This is a genomic window from Nocardia terpenica, assembly GCF_013186535.1.
GTDB classification, from domain to species: domain Bacteria; phylum Actinomycetota; class Actinomycetes; order Mycobacteriales; family Mycobacteriaceae; genus Nocardia; species Nocardia terpenica.
Genome location: NZ_JABMCZ010000002.1, coordinates 120,169 through 136,956, shown reverse-complemented (window position 1 = coordinate 136,956; position 16,788 = coordinate 120,169). Strand labels below are relative to the sequence as shown.

18 protein-coding genes are annotated in these 16,788 nt (G+C 71.1%); 13 read left to right on the top strand and 5 right to left on the bottom strand.

Annotated elements, in window-relative coordinates; translation table 11 throughout:
* Positions 1 to 16: 16 nt before the first annotated feature.
* Together HPY32_RS11985 and HPY32_RS11980 are read right to left on the bottom strand one after the other, a co-directional pair.
* Entirely contained in the window at positions 17 to 535 is a 519-nt protein-coding gene (locus HPY32_RS11985; protein ID WP_082870858.1) for a YbaB/EbfC family nucleoid-associated protein, read from the bottom strand.
* Between the two features lie 70 nt (positions 536 to 605).
* Positions 606 to 923, bottom strand: coding sequence for a type VII secretion target (locus HPY32_RS11980; protein ID WP_067581414.1), 318 nt, complete (start codon positions 921 to 923; stop codon positions 606 to 608).
* A gap of 231 nt (positions 924 to 1,154) precedes the next feature.
* On the opposite strand from HPY32_RS11980, the gene HPY32_RS11975 reads away from it, so the two are divergent.
* The 13 genes from HPY32_RS11975 to eccB all read left to right on the top strand — a co-directional run bounded on the left by HPY32_RS11975 (position 1,155) and on the right by eccB (position 12,096).
* Positions 1,155 to 2,471, top strand: coding sequence for a hypothetical protein (locus HPY32_RS11975; RefSeq protein ID WP_067581416.1), 1,317 nt, complete (start codon positions 1,155 to 1,157; stop codon positions 2,469 to 2,471).
* A 27-nt stretch (positions 2,472 to 2,498) separates the two neighbouring features.
* Complete coding sequence (locus tag HPY32_RS43860; protein WP_195115727.1) at positions 2,499 to 4,364, top strand: hypothetical protein; 1,866 nt, start codon at positions 2,499 to 2,501, stop codon at positions 4,362 to 4,364.
* Positions 4,361 to 5,146, top strand: a complete 786-nt coding sequence (locus HPY32_RS11965; protein WP_067581420.1) for an ESX secretion-associated protein EspG — start codon at positions 4,361 to 4,363, stop codon at positions 5,144 to 5,146. Before HPY32_RS43860 ends, HPY32_RS11965 begins: the two co-directional genes overlap by 4 nt.
* A gap of 61 nt (positions 5,147 to 5,207) precedes the next feature.
* On the top strand, positions 5,208 to 5,576 hold the full coding sequence (locus tag HPY32_RS11960; protein ID WP_067581422.1) for a DUF2694 domain-containing protein: 369 nt from the start codon (positions 5,208 to 5,210) through the stop codon (positions 5,574 to 5,576).
* Between the two features lie 14 nt (positions 5,577 to 5,590).
* Positions 5,591 to 5,899 (top strand): YbaB/EbfC family nucleoid-associated protein, encoded by a 309-nt coding sequence (locus HPY32_RS11955; protein WP_067581424.1) that lies wholly within the window; start codon positions 5,591 to 5,593, stop codon positions 5,897 to 5,899.
* Positions 5,900 to 5,994: 95 nt separating this feature from the next.
* Complete coding sequence (locus tag HPY32_RS11950; RefSeq protein WP_067581426.1) at positions 5,995 to 6,312, top strand: type VII secretion target; 318 nt, start codon at positions 5,995 to 5,997, stop codon at positions 6,310 to 6,312.
* A 2-nt stretch (positions 6,313 to 6,314) separates the two neighbouring features.
* Entirely contained in the window at positions 6,315 to 7,652 is a 1,338-nt protein-coding gene (locus tag HPY32_RS11945) for a hypothetical protein (RefSeq protein ID WP_067581428.1), read from the top strand.
* Positions 7,653 to 7,668: 16 nt separating this feature from the next.
* Positions 7,669 to 7,965, top strand: a complete 297-nt coding sequence (locus HPY32_RS11940) for a PE family protein (protein WP_067581430.1) — start codon at positions 7,669 to 7,671, stop codon at positions 7,963 to 7,965.
* Between the two features lie 9 nt (positions 7,966 to 7,974).
* The gene (locus HPY32_RS11935) at positions 7,975 to 8,973 is read left to right on the top strand and encodes a PPE domain-containing protein (RefSeq protein ID WP_067581432.1); all 999 of its coding nucleotides are present in this window, start codon (positions 7,975 to 7,977) and stop codon (positions 8,971 to 8,973) included.
* Positions 8,970 to 9,758 (top strand): ESX secretion-associated protein EspG, encoded by a 789-nt coding sequence (locus HPY32_RS11930; RefSeq protein WP_067581434.1) that lies wholly within the window; start codon positions 8,970 to 8,972, stop codon positions 9,756 to 9,758. Before HPY32_RS11935 ends, HPY32_RS11930 begins: the two co-directional genes overlap by 4 nt.
* An 87-nt stretch (positions 9,759 to 9,845) precedes the next feature.
* Entirely contained in the window at positions 9,846 to 10,148 is a 303-nt protein-coding gene (locus HPY32_RS11925; protein WP_067581436.1) for a WXG100 family type VII secretion target, read from the top strand.
* A 32-nt stretch (positions 10,149 to 10,180) separates the two neighbouring features.
* Positions 10,181 to 10,489, top strand: coding sequence for a WXG100 family type VII secretion target (locus HPY32_RS11920; RefSeq protein WP_067581438.1), 309 nt, complete (start codon positions 10,181 to 10,183; stop codon positions 10,487 to 10,489).
* A gap of 89 nt (positions 10,490 to 10,578) precedes the next feature.
* Positions 10,579 to 12,096 (top strand): type VII secretion protein EccB, encoded by a 1,518-nt coding sequence (gene eccB / locus HPY32_RS11915; RefSeq protein WP_067581440.1) that lies wholly within the window; start codon positions 10,579 to 10,581, stop codon positions 12,094 to 12,096.
* A 4-nt stretch (positions 12,097 to 12,100) separates the two neighbouring features.
* Here the strand turns inward: eccB and eccE are convergent, their stop codons facing one another.
* Genes eccE through HPY32_RS11900 form a run of 3 tightly spaced genes read right to left on the bottom strand, consistent with a single transcriptional unit; the run spans position 12,101 to position 16,651 of the window.
* Positions 12,101 to 13,855 carry a type VII secretion protein EccE gene (eccE, locus tag HPY32_RS11910; RefSeq protein ID WP_231951443.1) on the bottom strand — a complete coding sequence of 585 codons (1,755 nt, stop codon included), beginning with the start codon at positions 13,853 to 13,855 and terminating at the stop codon, positions 12,101 to 12,103.
* Positions 13,856 to 13,859: 4 nt separating this feature from the next.
* A complete protein-coding gene (locus tag HPY32_RS11905; RefSeq protein WP_067581442.1) occupies positions 13,860 to 14,660 on the bottom strand; it encodes an ESX secretion-associated protein EspG in 801 nt (266 codons plus the stop codon).
* Positions 14,657 to 16,651, bottom strand: coding sequence for a hypothetical protein (locus HPY32_RS11900; protein WP_067581444.1), 1,995 nt, complete (start codon positions 16,649 to 16,651; stop codon positions 14,657 to 14,659). The genes HPY32_RS11905 and HPY32_RS11900 overlap by 4 nt, the downstream gene beginning before the upstream one ends.
* Positions 16,652 to 16,788 lie beyond the last annotated feature (137 nt).

Here is a 16,788-nt window from a genome sequence, read left to right as displayed (position 1 = left end):
TCCTCGGACTAGGGCGTCACCAGGGACGATCGACGGAGAACGGAGTGGATGCCGTGGACTTGCCGTGATCCCACTCCTCGACATTGTCGAACCGCATGGAACCGTCCACCGGCGGCTCGTCACGGTCGGCCGACCGCGGTGGCGCGGTGGAGACCTCCGGCGCCTCGGGCATCATGTCCCGCACGTCGGGCATGCCCGGCAGGAACTCCGAGAGCCGCGGCATGCGCTCCTGGTCTTTGCGCACGTCCTCGAAGATTTCCCGGGTGCGCCGCTGCACCTGGGCGGCCGCGTCCTGGGCCGCCTGGGTGACCGCGCGCGCGATCTCGGGATAGGTCAGATCCTCGATGTCGCCGGAGAATCGGGTCTCGATGACGGTGCCCTGCGCGTTGACCGTGACACAGACGCGGTTGCGGGCCGCGGTGGCCGTCGCGGTGAGGCGAACCTGCTCCTGCTGCGCGCGAGCGATGTTCTCGATACCGGCCCGCACCATGTCCATGATGTCGGCCGCCTGCGCCTTCGCCATCTCGTTAGTCATCCGGCCCTCCTGATTCCCCGCCCTCGACCGACGCGAAGGACACTACGTCACGACCTCGACAGCGAAACGTTCAGGACTGGAAGGTGTCGGAGTTGCCGTGGTCCATGTTGTCGAGGCTCTGCGCCGCGTCGCGCAGGCCGGACGAATACGACCGCATCAGGTCCGATCGGGAGCCGACGACCTGCTGCAGGTTCGAGTCGGACTTGTCGTAGCCGTTGTCGCCCCCGGCGAACTTCTCGCCGAAGTCGTCGTTGCCCCACTTGCCCCAGTAGGTGGTCGAAGCGGCGGAGACCGTGGAGAGAATGCTGTCGAGTTGGCCCGCGACCCCGTCGAGTTCGCCGGCCACATTGCGCAGATGCTGGGTTTCGGCCTCGATGCGATCGGCCATCACAACCCCCGTGGTTTCGAAACAACTGTCGCCAGCGGCGGCACGCCGATTCGTCGTGCCGGGCGCACTGGTGGAACCGACTGTGCCATAAGGGGCTGAAGAGCACAATTCCCGAATTCCGGGGGGCCGCGGGCGGTCGTCGGCAGTGGCGCGGCGGGGTGACGATGCGGCAGTATATGTCCATCTATGCCCGTCGCGACAGTGTCGCGGCGATGAGGGAGGACAGCTTGCATGAATGCGCCTGCGGAGCGGGCCTCCGGAGAGGGCCTACCCGATGACGGTCGGCGGGCCGACTCGCCGGATGTCGGATTCCGGCTCGCCGGATCCGAGCCGACGTCCGTGGCGACGGTCGCGCCGGAGCAGGTGACCCCGGCGGCGTCCGAGACCGCCCCTCCCCCGTCGGCGGACGAGGAGTACGCCCGCGAACTCGCGCAGTCGATCGCGCACGAGCTCGCCGCCGGTGGTCCCGCCGGGTGGCATCGGGTGGACGCCGTCTTCGCCTTGGCCGCGACCGGCGGTGTGGCGCATGTGTACTACTCGGATTCGCAGCGCCGGGTGGCCCGCTTCGAGCCCTCACAGACGGTGCTGCGCATGGTGCGCGCGCATCGCGAACTGTCCGCCGGGCTCGGCGACGGGCCGTGGTGGCGCATGGTGCTGCAATTCACCGCCGCCGGGGAGTTCTCGGTGGACCTGGACTACGGCGAGGAGCCCTTCCCCGAGGGCCAGCTGCTGGCGCCGCACCTGTATGCCGAGGATCTGCAGGCGTTTCCGCGCAAGCACGTCCCGGTCTGGCTGGCCGCCTACATCTCGCACGGCGGTCGGCAGCAGCGGTCGCCGCAGCTGGCGGCGGCGCGGGCGCGGGCCGACCGCGCGGCCGGGGTGCTGCCGGTCCGCTCGGTCACCGACTTCCCTCCGCTGCGGCCGCTCTGGGCGCGCTGGGCCGTCATCGCGGCGGCCTTCGTGGCGACCGGATCGGCCACCGGCCCCCGCATCCTGCCCGCGACGGCGGTGTTCGAGGGCTCGCGCAACAGCGGGGCGACGCTGTATCTGCTGCCGGGCGACCGAGCCGTCCTGTCGGGCGGCGTCTGGAACACCCCGGAGCTGGACGCGGTCTACAACACCGGCGCGGCCATGCCCAATTACTATGCGGGCGCACCGGAATGGGTGGCCGACCCGGTGCTCAACCCGCGCGCGACCGGCGGGCTGCTGTCGTTCTGCTACTGGTGGGACCGCACCGGCTGGTATCGCGGCGAGTCGCCGCCGGCCATGCGGCTGGCCGAGGCGGTCCCCGGCCTGTGGACGGCCGAGACCACCGCCGACGTCGTCTGCCGCGTCGCCGCGCCCGACCGGTCGCCCGAACGGCGCAGCGCCGCACTGGCATTGGTGCTCGCCGCGGAGGCGGGCCGGGTCGGCGCGGACCTGCTGCGCCGGGTGTTCGGACCGGAGGGGACGGCCGATATCGACGGCGCGCTGTATCAGTTGTCGCTGGCGGGCCTCGCGCCCACGGTGTCCTCGGCCTATGCCGCCGGGATCGACGGGCACGAATGATTTTTCGACAGGTAGGGAGGAGGACCTGTGGGTAGCGGAGTGAATCCCTGGGACGCCATCGAGTCCCAGGCACGGGGCGGCAGCATCACCGTCGATCACGATGTGGCCAAGAACGCGGTGGGTTACGTCGCCGACGCGTTGAACATGGTCGAGACGGTGCAGGGCCACGTCAAGGATGTGGAGAAGTACCAGGGTTTCGGGAATCTGCCGTCGGGCGCGGCGCTGGCCTCCAAGTTCTTCCACGCGGCCGGTGATCTCGACACGCGGCTCAACGATCACAAGGAGATCCTGCGCAGCATGGGCGAGACGTTCGTGCTCGCGGGAAAGCTGTACGAGCATAACGAGTCCGAGACCTCCTCCGCCTTCGACGGGATCAAGAACGACCGCTACAGCCACCGGCCGCCGGTCCCCGATCCGCCCGCCAAGGGCACCGCGCAGCCGCCCCAGTGGGGCTACAACACCAAATCCGATGCGAAACTGCCCGATCTGCCGTCGGATCTGCAGGGCCTGTCCGGTACCGACAACACCCCGGTGACCGCGGACCCGGCGCCCGCGAAGCCGGTGGACAACGCGAAGAAGGACAGCAACTGGACCGAGAGCCCGCAGGTCGAGAACGCCTACTCGCTGGAGTACAACACGTATTACTCGCTGGGGCAGTCGATCAACGACCACGCGGGCGAGATCGGCGACGCCGCGGGCGTGTGGGGGTGGATGGGCGATCAGCTCAATACCGCGTTCACCAACCTGAGTAACCAGATCACCAGCCTGCAGGAGAGCGGCGCGTGGACCGGGCAGGGCGCTTCGTCCGCGGTGTCCGCCGCATCCGCATACCAGGGCAACGTGGCCAACCTGACCAAGGACATGCACCTGGTCAGCGAGAACCTGACCTACACGTTCGGCTGGCTGACGTCCGTCTCGGCCAATATGCCGAACATCCCCTGGGAGAACGTCGGTAAGCCGTACGCGCGCGATTACCTGCTGCCCCAGGCCCGCGCGGCGTTCCAGACCTGGTACGTACCCGGTATTCACAATTCCAGCAACGCGATTCCGGTGCTGCCCGCGGCCGAGAGCCCGGTGAACCAGCCCCCGGGCAATCAGCCGCCGGGCAACCGGCCACCCGGCAATCAGCCCCCGGGAAACCAGCCTCCGGGCAGTCAGCCGCCCGGCACCAAGAGCGGCTCGTCGCCGGACGGCAACCAGGGCGACCCGAAGCAGTCGGCGGAAGACCAGCGCAAGCAGCAGGACGCGGCCCGCCGCCTGCAGGACCAGCAGAAGGCGCTCGGCAACCTGACCCCGCAGCAGCAACAGGCCGAGCAGGCTCGACAGCAGGCCCAGCAGGCGGCCCAGCAAGCGGCGCAACAGATTTCACAGCAGGGACAGCAGGCGCTGCAGCAGGCGATGCAGGCGGGTCAGCAGGCCGCGCAGCAGGCGTCCCAGCAGGCGCTGGCCGGGATGCAGAAGGACCTCACCGGCGCCGGTCTGCCCGCCGGGCTGGCGGGGCTGCCCGGCGCGCTCGGCGCCAAGGGCGGCGGCGGAGGCGGTGGTGGCGCCAAGGGCGGCGGTGGCAAGGGCGGTGGCGGCGTCGGCGGCGGTGGCGTCGGCGGTGGCCCGCACACCGAGCTGAGCCGCGAGAACCTGCAGACCTCCAAGCTCTTTCCGCGCGCCGCCGTGTCGACCGCGGCGGACGCCGCCGTCGGCCACACGGGCATCGCGGCCGCGGGCGCGCAGGGGCAGCAGGGCATGCCCGGCGGCATGGGCGCGGCCGGGCACGGCGCCGGTGCGGGCGGCGGCGCGAAGGAGCGCAAGCGCCCCGACTACCTGAACTCCGACGAACACCTGGAAGAGGCGCTGGGCGAGGCCCCGCGGGTGGTCAAACCGGTTGTGGAGCAATGAATCGGACCTGGCGTTTCACCGATATCGAGTTCTTCGTCCTGTGGGACTCCCTGAGGGAGGGCCCGCTGCCGCCGCCGCTGGTGTTCACCAGCCGCACCCCGCTGCACGACGATTTCGTCCGCGAACTCGTCGAGACCCAGGACGCGCTGCGTAGCCGGGTGGACAGCTCCTTCGACGAGGTCCTGGAGGTGCTGCTGCACCCGGACATCAAGATCGTGGTGGACGGCTGGGACGGCGCGGACGCCGACGACCCGAAGCGGTGCGTGCGGCAGTACGCCGCCCGCCGGGGCGACCGCGGATACGTGGTCACCCAGCTGCCCGGCGAGACGATCTGGCACAGCGGCGGATTCGTGATCACCGAGACCGAGGCGATCGCGCTGGCGGACGCGGTGGTGGCGGCCCTGCCCGAGGCCGAGCCCGGCCGGCAGTCCGGCATCGTGCTGGCCGACGCCGACGGCGGCGACGAATTGGACTACAGCTACGGTCGTTCGGCGGTGGCCGACTCCTTCGAGGAGTCGGCGCCGGGCCGGGCCGCCCGCTTCCTGCGCGCCCCGGCCGTCACGATCGGGACGATCGCGGTGGTGCAGGGGTGGTCGCGGTTCGGGCCGCGCGGCATCGTCCGCCGCGAGATCGGCTGGCGCGATATCGAGGACGACGGGCGCTACGCCATCGCCCCCGACACCTCCTCGGCGGTGGTCGGTGTGACGCCGGATCGGTTGCGCACGATGATCAACACCGAGATCGCGGTCGTGGTCGGCGCGATCAAGGACGAGAGAATCTGACGTCTGGTGTGTTAGCGCATGTGGTGGTATATCTGGCAGCACGTTTCGGGAGGGAGGACTGATGACCGACGTGGGGGCGGCCGGTCCTGACGCCACGGCCGACGAGCCGTGGCCGACCTTCACTGCCGAATCTCTGACCGGTGCGATCGTCGTGCGCACCACCGAACAGGGCCTGCCCACGGGCATTTCCATCGAGCGCTCCGAATTGACGCGCGACCCCGCCCAACTGGCGGGTGAGATCCTGCGGCTGTGTCAGCGTTCGGCCAATCGCGCGGGCCTGGCCCGCCGGGCGCAGCTGGCCGCCGCGGGCATGACGCCCGAGGCACTGGCGCTCACCGGGCTCCCGACCGAGGCCGACGTCGCGCGCCAGGAGATCGTGGAGGAGCAGGATTACGACACCGAGCCGCAGAGCTGGCTCCGATCGGTGTGAGGGGGAACCAACCCATGGTCGACTCCATGGACGAGCTGGAGGCGCGGGTGCGCGGCCAGCTCTATCGCATCAGAGATCTCGGCGATCGGATGGCGGCCATCCGGGCTCGGGAGGTGTCGGCCGACGGCGCCGTCACCGCCGAGGTCGACGGCAACGGCGCCCTCACCGGGCTCGAGTTCACCGCCGCCGTCGCGCGCCTGTCACCCGCCGATTTCGAACGGAGACTGGTCGATACCGCGGCCGCGGCGGCGGCCGCGGCCTTCGAGCAGCGCGCCCGGCTGATCACCGAGTTCACCGAGGAGCTCTCCGGCAATCCGGGTTAACCGAGCCGTTGCGCGGCCTTGGCCCGGATTCGTCTGGCGTCGGCTCGCGTGCTTTTGTACCGTTAACTGATCGCGACAACTTGGGAGGGAACCCGATGGCCGGATATATCGAAGCCAACCCCGCCGCCATCGCTGGATACGGCACCGCAGCAGCAGGAATGGCCACGCAGGTCGCCACGGCCGCCGGGGCGGACCAGGCGGCGTCCCTCGCCGCCGCGGTGCCCGTCTTCGGACTGATCGGCCAGGAGTTCCTGGCGTCGTTCGCCTTCGCGCAGGCCAACCATCTGCTCTCGGCCGCGCAGATCGCGGCCGTGCACGCGGGCACCTCCGTCACCGCCTTCGAGGCGGCCGGTGCCTACGAGGGCAACGAGGCGGCGTCGGCGGCCTCGCTGCTCGGCACCGTGATGAGGTAGCGGTGACCGACGCAGTGGACCCCACGGTCCTGGACGTGCTGCGCGGCAGCGCGTTCGGGCCGATGCTGGACCGCCCGGTGCACGAGGCGCTGCACGGCATGGGCCTGCCCGCCCTGCCGCAGTTGCCCGCGTTGCCGCCGCTGCCCGACCTGCCGCCGCTGCCGCCGCTGGACCCGACCGTGCTGATCAAGCCCGCGGTCGACCTGGCGGCCAGCTTCGGCAGCGGGAAGTTCCCGACCGCGGGCGGCGGCATCGACCCGATGCAGGTGCTCAATACCGTGGCGAGCACGCTGCAGCAGGTGGTGTCGCTGGGTACCTCCGCGCTGCAGGCCGCCACCTCGGCGGGCTGGGCGGGCGACGGCGCGACCTCGGCCGCGTCGAAAAGCGCTCGGGTGCAGCAGGACAGCGTCCAGGTGGCCGCGCAGGGCATGCAGCAGAAGGCGATTCTCGCCGACGGCGCCCGCGTGGTCGGCGAGGGCGCCGCGCACATGGCCACCATCATCGCGAAGTTCGTCAACGGCGTCCTCGCGGCGGGACCGTTCCTGGCCACGCCGCCCGGGCAGGCGTTCCTGATCGCGCTGGCCACCGAGTCGATCACCGAGGCGACGGTCTGCGTGGCCAAGACCAAGGTCGAGCTGATCGCCAAGTCCGGTCAGATGGCGTCCGCGGGGCAGCCGGTGCCCGTCACCGGCGCGCCCACCGGCGTCGACCCGATGCAGATGGTCTCGCAGGCAATGGGTCTCGTGCAGCCGCTCATCGGCCTGGCCACCACCGGTGCGCAGGTCGCCACGCAGGTGGTGAACACCGGTGCGCAGCTGGCGGGACAGGCGGGACACGCACCCGGCGGTCTCGCCGACATCGCGGGCCACGCGCCCGCGCAGCAGGGTGCGGATGCCGGGCTCGACGGCGGCGGCGCGGGCGGCGGCCCCATGGGCGTGGGCGGCGTGCCCGGCTCCTACGGGGGCGGCGGCGCGATGTCCGGCGGCGGTGGCGGCGGCGTGGCCCGCAGCTTCTCCACGTCCGAGGCGTCGGCCGGGCTCAGCCCCTGGCAGGGGTCGCGCGCCGGGGTCGCGGGCGGAAGCGCCGCGCCCGCCGAGGAATCCACCACGGTGCAGGGCGGTTCGGCGGGCACGGCGCCGGGCGGCATGATGCCGATGGGCGGGGCGGGTGCCGGGCTGGCGGCACGCGGCGCGGACAGCGCCGGCGGCGACCGCAGCCACCTGGTCACCGACTCGCACGGCGACGAGGTCGTCGGCCCCATCGAGGGCGTGTCACTACCGGTGGTGGGGGCCGCGGAGAACCAGACGGAACCACCGCCGGACAAGGCCCTCACGCTCTGAAACAGGAGAGACTGTCATGGAATTCGATCCCGCACGGGCCCACCGGACCGCCGCCGACCTGGACGCGCTGGCCGACCGGCTGGAGGCCGACCTGCGCACCAACGCGCCCGCGCTGAACGTGCCCGCGCCCGGCGCCGACGAGGTGTCCCAGCGCGCCGCCGCGACGCTGCGCGACGTCGCGTCGTCCTACGGTGCGTCCGCCGACGCGGGCGTGCTCGAGCTGCGCAAGCTGGCCGCGGGCCTGCGCTCGCAGTCGCGGCAGCTGACCACCATGGACGCCGACAACGCCGCCGACGTCGGATCGACGGTCTGAGCGACGCCGATGGTCGAACCCCCGTTCGCCAGCTACACCGGTGTGGTCTGGGAGGCCAGACCCACCGACCAGCTGGCGCGTGATCTCACCACCGGACCCGGCGCGGTGCCGCTCGCCGAAGCGGGCGCGGCATGGGGCCGGGTGGCCGCGAGTTTCGGTGCGGCCGTGGGCGAATACGATCAGGTCATCGCCGCGATCCGGGACCACTGGCGCTCGGCCGAGAGCGAACCGGTGCTGGAGCGGCTGTCCCGCATGCGCGACTGGCTGATCGACGCCGCGACCGCCGCGGGCCAGAACGCGGTGCACGCCGGAAATCAGGCCGCCGCCTACGAGGTCGCGCGCCTGGCCATGCCGCACGTCGCCGAGATCGCCGTCCTGGAGGCGGCGAAGAAGGCGATCGAGCAGGCCGCTTCCGCGCTCGGCGCCCCGATCGTCGCCGCCGCCGCGCAGGTCAGCGCCGACCAGGACGAGGCCAAGGCGAACGCGGCCCGGGTGATGCGCGCCTACGAGGCCGCGACCGAACCGCTGGCGCAACCGTGGCAGCAGCAGACCCCGCCCGCGCTGGCCCGCGCCGACGCGCTGGAGGCCGAACGCGCCGGGGCGCAGGCGAATCCGACCGCCGCGCCCACCGCCGGTGGCTACGGCGCGATGGGCGTCCCGGCCCTGCCGTCGATCGGCTCGATCGAGGTCAAGGCCCCGCTGACCGCCTACCGCACCCAGCAGACCTTCGTCCGGGCGCAGTTGGAGCCGGAGGCCACGGTCGAATCCGGTGCGACACAGGTCGATCCGGTCGGGAGCCGGATGATGCCCGCCGCGGCGAGCGCCGGTGCGGCCGCGCCGGTCGAGGCCGAGCACACCCCGCGCGCCGGTGCGGCGCCCGCCCGCCCCGGCGAGGGACTCGAGATCGAGGCCGGAATCGACGTGGCACCGGCCGTTCTCGGCGCCACCGCGCCGCCGCCGGACACCGACGCGCCCCGCGCCACCGCCAATCCGGAGCAGACGCCGTGACGACGCTGACCAACGACGCCGTGCTCGTCACCTCCGAGCTGCTGGGCGTGCAGACCCTGCCGCTGGTGCTGGAGGTCGGCCCGCGGCAGGACGAGATCGGCGCGTTCCTGGCCGCCCGCGAGACCGCGCTGACCGGCCTGCGCACCGCGGGCCTGATCGATCCGCACGACGAGGTCGACGCCGATCTGGCGGCGGCCCTGTTCACCCTGGCGCAGCCGGAACGGGAACTGGCGGCGCGGATCTTCACCGAATCCGGCACGCGCCGAGTGTGTCTGGCCCGCCGCGGCGCGCAGCACGCGGTCGCGATCCGCGACGGCGACGCCATCGACGTGCGCACCGCCTGGTCCGACGGCGAGGGCGCCACGCTGGCGCGCCCGGTGCTCGAGGCGCTGGGTCCGGCCACACCCGCGGCCGTCGCCAGCTTCAGCGCCCCGTCGGACGAACTGCGCGACAAGCTCGATCAGGCCGCCGCGTCCAGCGAGTTCACCCAGGTGGTGTACGACGCGGGCGTGCGGGAGCGGGAGGCGATCGAATTCGGCCTGGCCATGGCGAGTTGCCACGCCCACGCCGAGATCGTCGCCTACGCCTACGACGACGGCCTGACCACGACCTCGTCCGGATCGGTCGCGGTGTACGACACCGCGCGGGGGCGCATCGTCGCCAGTCCCGGCGCCGCCCCGGACTTTCGGGTCTGGACCACTTTCCACCCCGGCTCCGATCATCGGATCGCACAGGCGATTTCGGCCCTGGTCGAAACCCTGCCGGGAGGAAGGTGGTTGCCCTAGCTCGGGGCCGTCACCGGCGTCCGAGTACAGATATCCGGATCCATCCGTCCATCCACGAACAATCATCCAAGCAAAAGGGGAATTCATATGTCCGGTGGAAGTGTAAATTTCGACGCGTTCGGTGCCGGTAAGGCCGCCGACGACATGGGCGACGCGGTGAACAACATCCGCTCCACCATCAAGCAGCTGACCGACGCCGTCGACAGCTCGAAGGGTGGCTGGCAGGGCGACGCCAGCGACGCCTGCGGCAAGGCCGCCACCTCGTGGGACGACGAGGCCTCCCGGCTGAACTCGATCCTGGACGAGATCACCCAGATGGTCGGGTCCGGTAACAAGGACTACGGCCACATGGACACGGGCAACGTCCAGCACTTCACCAACCTCGGCTGACAGCCACCAGACCAGCACCGAAAGGGATTCCTATGAAGTACGACGCGCCCACCCTGACCCACCTGTCCGAGGAACTGGGCCGGCTGTACGGCCAGCTGCAGACCCAGGCGAGCCAGCTGCAGGCCGCCGCCAAGACCCTGGAGACCGCCTGGGAGGGCAACCAGGGTTTCGAGGGTTTCCACGCGGCGAAGAACAAGTGGGACAACCAGTTCGGCCGCGAGGGCGACACCGGCCCCGACACCGCGCTCGGCAAGGTCAACGCCCTGTCGAAGGCGGTCTCCGACGCCCTGAGCTCCGCTCAGCACACCGACGGCAAGGTCGGTTCCGGTTTCGGCGGCTGATCGTCCGCGCGGCGGCCCGCCCTCCCGCAGGCCCGGTGTGCACCGGAGCGCGAGGGCGGGCCGTGGCATGCTGATTCGATGGAGTTACGGTGCCAGCGCAGCTGACCACGCGGGCCCAGGTCAATGGGTACCGATTTCTGCTACGCCGACTCGACCACGCCCTGGTCCGGCGAGACGTGCGGATGCTGCACGACCCGATGCGGTCACAGACCCGCTCGCTGATCGCCGGTGCGGTCCTCGGCCTGCTCGTCGTCGCCGGCTGCGCGATCCTGGCGTTCCTGCGGCCGCAGGGCGCGATCGGCAACGCGAAGATCGTGATGGGCAAGGACAGCGGCGCGGTCTACGTCCTGGTGCCCGACGCCAAGGGCGAGAAGGTGCTGCATCCGGCCCTGAACCTGGCCTCGGCCCGGCTGATCACCGGCAGCAACGAGACACCCACCTCGGTGAAGGACGTCAAGCTCGGATCGCTGCCGCGCGGCCCGATTCTCGGCATTCCCGGCGCCCCGGCGGCGCTGCCCGGATCCAAGCAGGGCGACCGATCCGACTGGACCCTCTGCGATCAGGTGCGGCTCTCGGACTCCGGCAGCGCGGCGGGCGCCACGCAGGTGGCCACGACGGTGCTGGCCGGGCAGCCCCGGTTGAGCGAGCGCATGCGGGTGGCCGACAAGGACGCCGCGCTGCTCGTCAAGCGCAACGACAAGACCTATCTGATCTACGGCGGCCAGCGCGCCGAGGTGGATCCGCAGAACACGGTGATGGCCCGCACGCTCGGCCTGACCGCGCACCCGGCGCGCCCGGTGTCCACGGGGCTGATCGATGTGGCCACCGAGGTTCCGGCCCTGACCCCGCCGACCATCGCGCGCGCCGGTGAGCCCGGCCCCGGCCGCCTGTCGAGCGTGCCGATCGGCGGCGTGATCCGGGTGGCCTCGCTGGACGGCTCCGACCGGTCCGAGCTGTATGTGGTGCTCGCCGATGGGGTGCAACGCATTTCGCCGTTCACGGCCCAGGTGATCCGCTTCGCGAACGCGCAGGGCATGAGCGATGTCAAGGCGATGCCGCCGGACGTGCTGGACGGCGTGCAGCCGGTGCACGAGCTGCCGGTCGACCGCTTCCCGGACGCCGTCCCGAAGATCCTGTCCGCCGACGACGCCCCCGTCGCCTGCCTGGCCTGGTCGAAGGCGCCCGGCAACGCGCCGGGGCAGCGCGGCGACACCACCGACGCCCCGTCGGACCGCGCCGGGGTCACCCTGCTGGCGGGAACCCGTCTGCCGCTGGCGGATTCGGAGAAGCCGGTGACGCTGACGACCGCCACCGGCACCGGCGAGCACGTGGACGCGGTCTACATCCCGCCCGCCTCCGGCGAATTCGTGCAGGCCACCGGCGTCGCCACCGGCAGTCCGCGCCGCGACGCCCTGTTCTACGTCGCCGACAACGGTGTCCGCTACGGCGTTCCGGATCTCGGCACCGCCGAGGTGCTCGGCCTGGGCCGCGCGCCCAAACTGGCGCCGTGGGAGATCGTCGGCCAGTTGGTGCCGGGCCCGACCCTGTCCAAGGACAACGCCCTGACCAGTTACGACGCCCTGCCCACCGGGCCCGGCCAGCACTGAGCGATCAGGCGTCGACCAGCGCGCCGCCGATGTAGCGCTGCTCGGTGGGGGTGGTGACCAGCCGCGCCGTCGTGGTGGTGGCCGGGGTCTGCACCGTGACGGTGTGGGCGGTGGCCGTGTGCTCGATGATCGTCACATCGGCGTCGAGCTGCGGCGCGGTGGTGCCGTTGTGGACGGTGAGGATGGTGGCCGAGCCGGACGGGGCGGAGGCGACCACGCCGTCGAACACGATGACCGTGGCGGCCGGATGCGGCGCGCCCGGGGCCATGCCCACATTGCGCTGGCCGGTGGTGCGCGAGGCCAGCGACAGGGCATGCGGCGCACCGACATTCGCCACCATGCGCTGCCAGGCGCCGGGACGGTTGGTGTACACGACCACACCCGCGCCCAGGGCGATGGCCCGCAGGATGACCTGCTGCGCCAGGTGCAGGCTGCCGACGATATCGATCCGCCGGGAGCCGTCGCCGATCAGCGGGACCGCGATGCCGCGCCCGGACTCGTCGGCGCCGATCAGCTGGCCGCAACCCGCGGTCGGCACCATCAGCCCCCGCAGCGCCGAGATCGGACCGCGATAGCCGCGGGCGGGCCGGGTGTCGCGCGGGCCGATGGGCAGGCCGTCCAGCAGCGCCCACTGCTGTCGGCGCGGCAGCTCGCGCAGCCCCGGCAGCGGCGGCGCCTCGGGGGCCGCGCCCATGTCGTAGCGCACCCGGGCCTCCAATTCGACACCGGCGCTACGGTTCTCGGCCGGGGCGCCCGGGTCCCGCGCCGAGCGCAGCCGCACCGTGACCGTGGTCGCGAGGCTGGGGCTGGCCCAGATCTGCGCCAGCCCGTCGGCATCGATCAGCTCCTCGCCGATCTCGTAGGTCACCAGGTGAATGCCGTTGTGCTCCAGCGAGTTCTGCAGCTCGGTGTAGTCCTCGACCGCGATGCCGCGGGTCAGCTGCCGCATGACGCCGTTCATCTCCGCGGAGGTGAGGATCGAGGCCGTGATCCCGCGCGCCGCAAGGCGATTGGCGACGCGGCGGGTGGCGATGATCGCCGACCGCAGCGCGCCCTCGCCACCGCCGCCGCGGTTGGAGACGGCCTGGGCGTTGGCCAGCGGGTCGAGCCGCAGCACGATCCACACGGTGCGGTGCGCGATGGCGGGCAGCGGGCCGAGGATCTCGTGGTACATGCCCATCAGCGGCGCCACGGTGTAGGCGTAGCCGGACAGCACGGCCTCGTTGTTGGCGGTGCGGGTGCCGGTGCTGATCACGTCCACCGATTCCAGCCCGATATCGAATTGCTCCAGGCAGCGGGCGATTTCGCTGAGCGGGAGCACCTGATCGGTGCTCAGCGAACCCCGGCGCAGCAGCGTGAGCGTGTCCGGCGGCGGGTCGATGCGCAGCATCGTCGTGAGGCGGGTGCCGTCCCAGTAGGTGCCGCAGCTGCCGCCGTCGGGCAGCGGCACGTCGAACGGGGGCTCGGGCTCCATGCTCCGGCGCCGCGACGACCGCCAGCGAAACACCATCCACCCCGCCAGCCGCATGCCCGCGGGCGTGCCGCGCACCGGCGCCAGGCCCGCAAACGCCACGGCCACACCGGCGATCACGCCGCCCCACCAGGGCGCGCGGGCGGCGATGGCGATCAGGGAGGCGACCACGGCGAGCAGGATCACCGGCACCACCAGCCGCGGCGGCAGCACCCGGAACAGCCACATCTCGTCCGAGCGCAGCTCGTCCGTCGCCGGGCTCGCGGGCTCGCTCACGGTGTCGTTCACCTCGCTACGCCTCGTACTCCCAGTGCGTCTCCAACCGGTCGAGCATCTTCTCGATCGACGTGCCGACCAGCGCCGTCAGCTGGGTGGGGCCGATGCCGTTGGCGACCGGGGCGTGGTCGAGCACGATCACGTACCGCCCGTCGTCGGGCAGGTCGCGCCACAGCATGTACTGCTCGAGAATGCCACGCGGCCCGAACTTGGAATGACCCTGGTGCACGGTGATGATGCCGGTCGTGGTGGCGGGAGCGTTGAGGAACCGCTCGCTCTCCAGCAGCGGCGACAGGTCGGCCTCCTCCAGCACCGTCCACACCCCGCCGCGCAACCGCTCGAGCTCCGCGGCGTTGTCGGTCATGATCGGGATGTTGTGCCGGTGCCCGGCGCCGGTGGGCGGCAGCGCCGAGACGACGGCGTCGGCCAGGCCGTGCGGCCCGATCTCGGTGATCGTGAAACCGCCGCTGTGGTACACGGTTTCGCCGGGCAGCTGGGTCACCGCGTAACCGCGCGCGCCCGACCGGGCGGCGCGCACCCGGATGCGCTTGGCCGGGTTCTTCATATCGCTGTCGCACCAGGCGTAGCCGACCACGTAGACCTCGGGCCGGATCAGTGTCTCGATCACCTCGGACAACCCCTCGTCCAGCATGGGTTGCAGGCGCTGCCAGGTCTCGTACTTCTCGCGCTCGTAGTCGTCGAGCAGCGGGGTGCGGCTGATGAAGCTGAACGGCGGCGGCAGATTGGCATCGGCCCGGCGTTCCCACAGCACCTTCAGCTCGAGATCGGTGAGATCCCAGGTGCGGGTGACGGTCATGACCCGCTCGCCGGGTCGTGGGGCCTGGCCTGCTCGAGGACGGCCTCATCGGGGTCGGCCGCCTGGGGGATCCGGAAGGCCTGATCGGGCGCGCGCCCGGTGGCGATGCCGACGTCGGGAACTCCGGGAATCGTTGCGGCGCCGGGCAATCCGGCCCCGAACGCCGCCGCCGGTGCGGTGACGCCGGGGATGCTCGGCGCGTCGGCGTTCGGAACGCCGGGGACGGAAGGCAACTCGAAGCCGGGCACCGACGCGCGGGGGAACAGCCGCGAGGGCTGGGTGGCGGCGGGCGTCGCGCCGTCGGGTGTCGAGGGCGCGCCGGGACGGGCCGGGTCGTGGGCGTCCTCGGGTTTCAGGCCGAGGGCCTCGAGCGGGTCCTTGCCGTTGAGGATGTCGGTCAGCGCCTTGCCGTCGAGGATGTCGGCGAGGTTGAGGTGATCGAGGCCGAACAGGCCCGCGATGTCCTTGTTGCCGAACAGGTTCTGTAGGTCCTTGTTGCCGAACAGCTGGTCCAGCAGCGCCTTGATCGGGTCGGGGGGAGTGCCGGGCTGGCCCGGCGGCGGGCCGCCGGGCTGACCGGGCAGCGGCTGGCCCGGCAGGCCCGCGACCGGATTGGTGCCCGGACGCAGCTGCTGGCCGAGTTGCCCCAGCGACGGCGCCAGCGACGAGATCGATTGCAGGCCCTGGGTAATGGCGCCGGTCAGCGTGCTGACCAGCTGGCCGATCATGGCGCCCTGGTTGTTGGGATCGGTCGCATTCGGCAGACCCGGAGGCGTGCTGCCGGGCGGAGTGCTTCCGGGAGGCGTACTTCCGGGCGGGGTGCTGCCCGGGGGCGTGTTTCCCGGCGGCGTGCTCCCGACCGGTGAGGGGATGTTCGGCTGGTTGCCGGGTGGCTGGCTGCCCGGCGGCTGGTTACCCGGAGGTTGATTGCCGGGAGGTTGATTACCCGGCGGCTGATTGCCGGGCGGCTGGTTCCCCGGCGGCTTGTTGCCCGGCGGTTGGTTGCCGGGTGGCTGATTCCCCGGGGGCTGACCGGTATTGGTGTACGGATCGGGGATCGTCGGGAATGCCTTGGCGCTGTCCTGCGCGCCCGGCTGATAGGTCTTCTTGAAGGCGTCCTGGCAATCCTTCAGCGCGGACTCGGACTCCTCGTTGTCGTAGTCGTCCATGACCTTCTGGATGGAATCCTGGGTGGAGTAGAGCCATCCGGCCGTGTAGTCCAGGTTCTGCCCGACCACATCCATGGCATTGCTCATCGACTTGACGCTCTGCCCGTACTTCTGGATCGAGTCGACGGCCTGTGAGCCGCCGTAGCCCGTCCAGTTCTCCGCGGTCAGCTTGCGCAGCGCGTTCACCAGATTGGTGGCCTGGGTATCGAGGTCCCCGGCGATATACGACCACACCGTGCTGTCGTTCTCCGGTGGGTCGGGATCGATCGAGTCGACCAGGCTGACGAAATCGTCCCAGGACAGCGATTCGCCGTTCTCGACCGACACATTCGAGGTGTCCATGGCCAGACCTGCCGGGGGCGTACTCACCGAGGTCGGCGCGGCGAGCTTGTCGTCGCTCGCATTGTCGGTATCGAAGCCGTCGCCCGGCTTGAAATCGGAGAAGCCCGCCGCATTGGGGGTCGAGGAGATCTTGTCGAGCGCGTCCGCCGAGGCCTTGTCGGTGTCGGAGTACGCCTTGCCCGCGGCCTTGAACGTGTCGACCAGATCCGACAGCACCTGAATATGGTGATCCAGGTCGGTGGTGAGTTCGGATGCCTTGCCGTTGAAATCGTTCGCCAATTGCGTTCCGCTGCGCAGATAACTGAGCGGCTGTAGCTTTCCGACGCCGTTGTTGTTGATCAGGGCCTGGTAGCCCTTCATTTTGGCGATCATGTCCGAGCACGCCTGCGCGCAGGCCTCGGCCACGCCCGGCTCGACCTTGATTTCCTTACCACCCGAGGTCGCGTGGTTCTTCAGGTCATCCCAGGGTGTGGTCCCCATATTGCGAAACGCTCCTCCGACGCTTGCACCCGACGGCACGCGCGTCCTCATCACCGCATGCCGGCAACGGCTTACTCTAGTGCATCCTATGGTCGCGGCACCCCGAGTCGATGCAGGTCGAGTCGGGGGCTTGACGC

Excerpts from the sequence above, each read along its gene's own strand:
- HPY32_RS11985 (WP_082870858.1), bottom strand. The coding sequence starts at position 535 with ATGACTAACGAGATGGCGAAGGCGCAGGCGGCCGACATCATGGACATG.
- HPY32_RS11980 (WP_067581414.1), bottom strand. The coding sequence starts at position 923 with ATGGCCGATCGCATCGAGGCCGAAACCCAGCATCTGCGCAATGTGGCC.
- HPY32_RS11975 (WP_067581416.1), top strand. The coding sequence starts at position 1,155 with ATGAATGCGCCTGCGGAGCGGGCCTCCGGAGAGGGCCTACCCGATGAC.
- HPY32_RS11965 (WP_067581420.1), top strand. The coding sequence starts at position 4,361 with ATGAATCGGACCTGGCGTTTCACCGATATCGAGTTCTTCGTCCTGTGG.
- HPY32_RS11960 (WP_067581422.1), top strand. The coding sequence starts at position 5,208 with ATGACCGACGTGGGGGCGGCCGGTCCTGACGCCACGGCCGACGAGCCG.
- HPY32_RS11955 (WP_067581424.1), top strand. The coding sequence starts at position 5,591 with ATGGTCGACTCCATGGACGAGCTGGAGGCGCGGGTGCGCGGCCAGCTC.
- HPY32_RS11950 (WP_067581426.1), top strand. The coding sequence starts at position 5,995 with ATGGCCGGATATATCGAAGCCAACCCCGCCGCCATCGCTGGATACGGC.
- HPY32_RS11940 (WP_067581430.1), top strand. The coding sequence starts at position 7,669 with ATGGAATTCGATCCCGCACGGGCCCACCGGACCGCCGCCGACCTGGAC.
- HPY32_RS11935 (WP_067581432.1), top strand. The coding sequence starts at position 7,975 with ATGGTCGAACCCCCGTTCGCCAGCTACACCGGTGTGGTCTGGGAGGCC.
- HPY32_RS11925 (WP_067581436.1), top strand. The coding sequence starts at position 9,846 with ATGTCCGGTGGAAGTGTAAATTTCGACGCGTTCGGTGCCGGTAAGGCC.
- HPY32_RS11920 (WP_067581438.1), top strand. The coding sequence starts at position 10,181 with ATGAAGTACGACGCGCCCACCCTGACCCACCTGTCCGAGGAACTGGGC.
- HPY32_RS11905 (WP_067581442.1), bottom strand. The coding sequence starts at position 14,660 with ATGACCGTCACCCGCACCTGGGATCTCACCGATCTCGAGCTGAAGGTG.
- HPY32_RS11900 (WP_067581444.1), bottom strand. The coding sequence starts at position 16,651 with ATGGGGACCACACCCTGGGATGACCTGAAGAACCACGCGACCTCGGGT.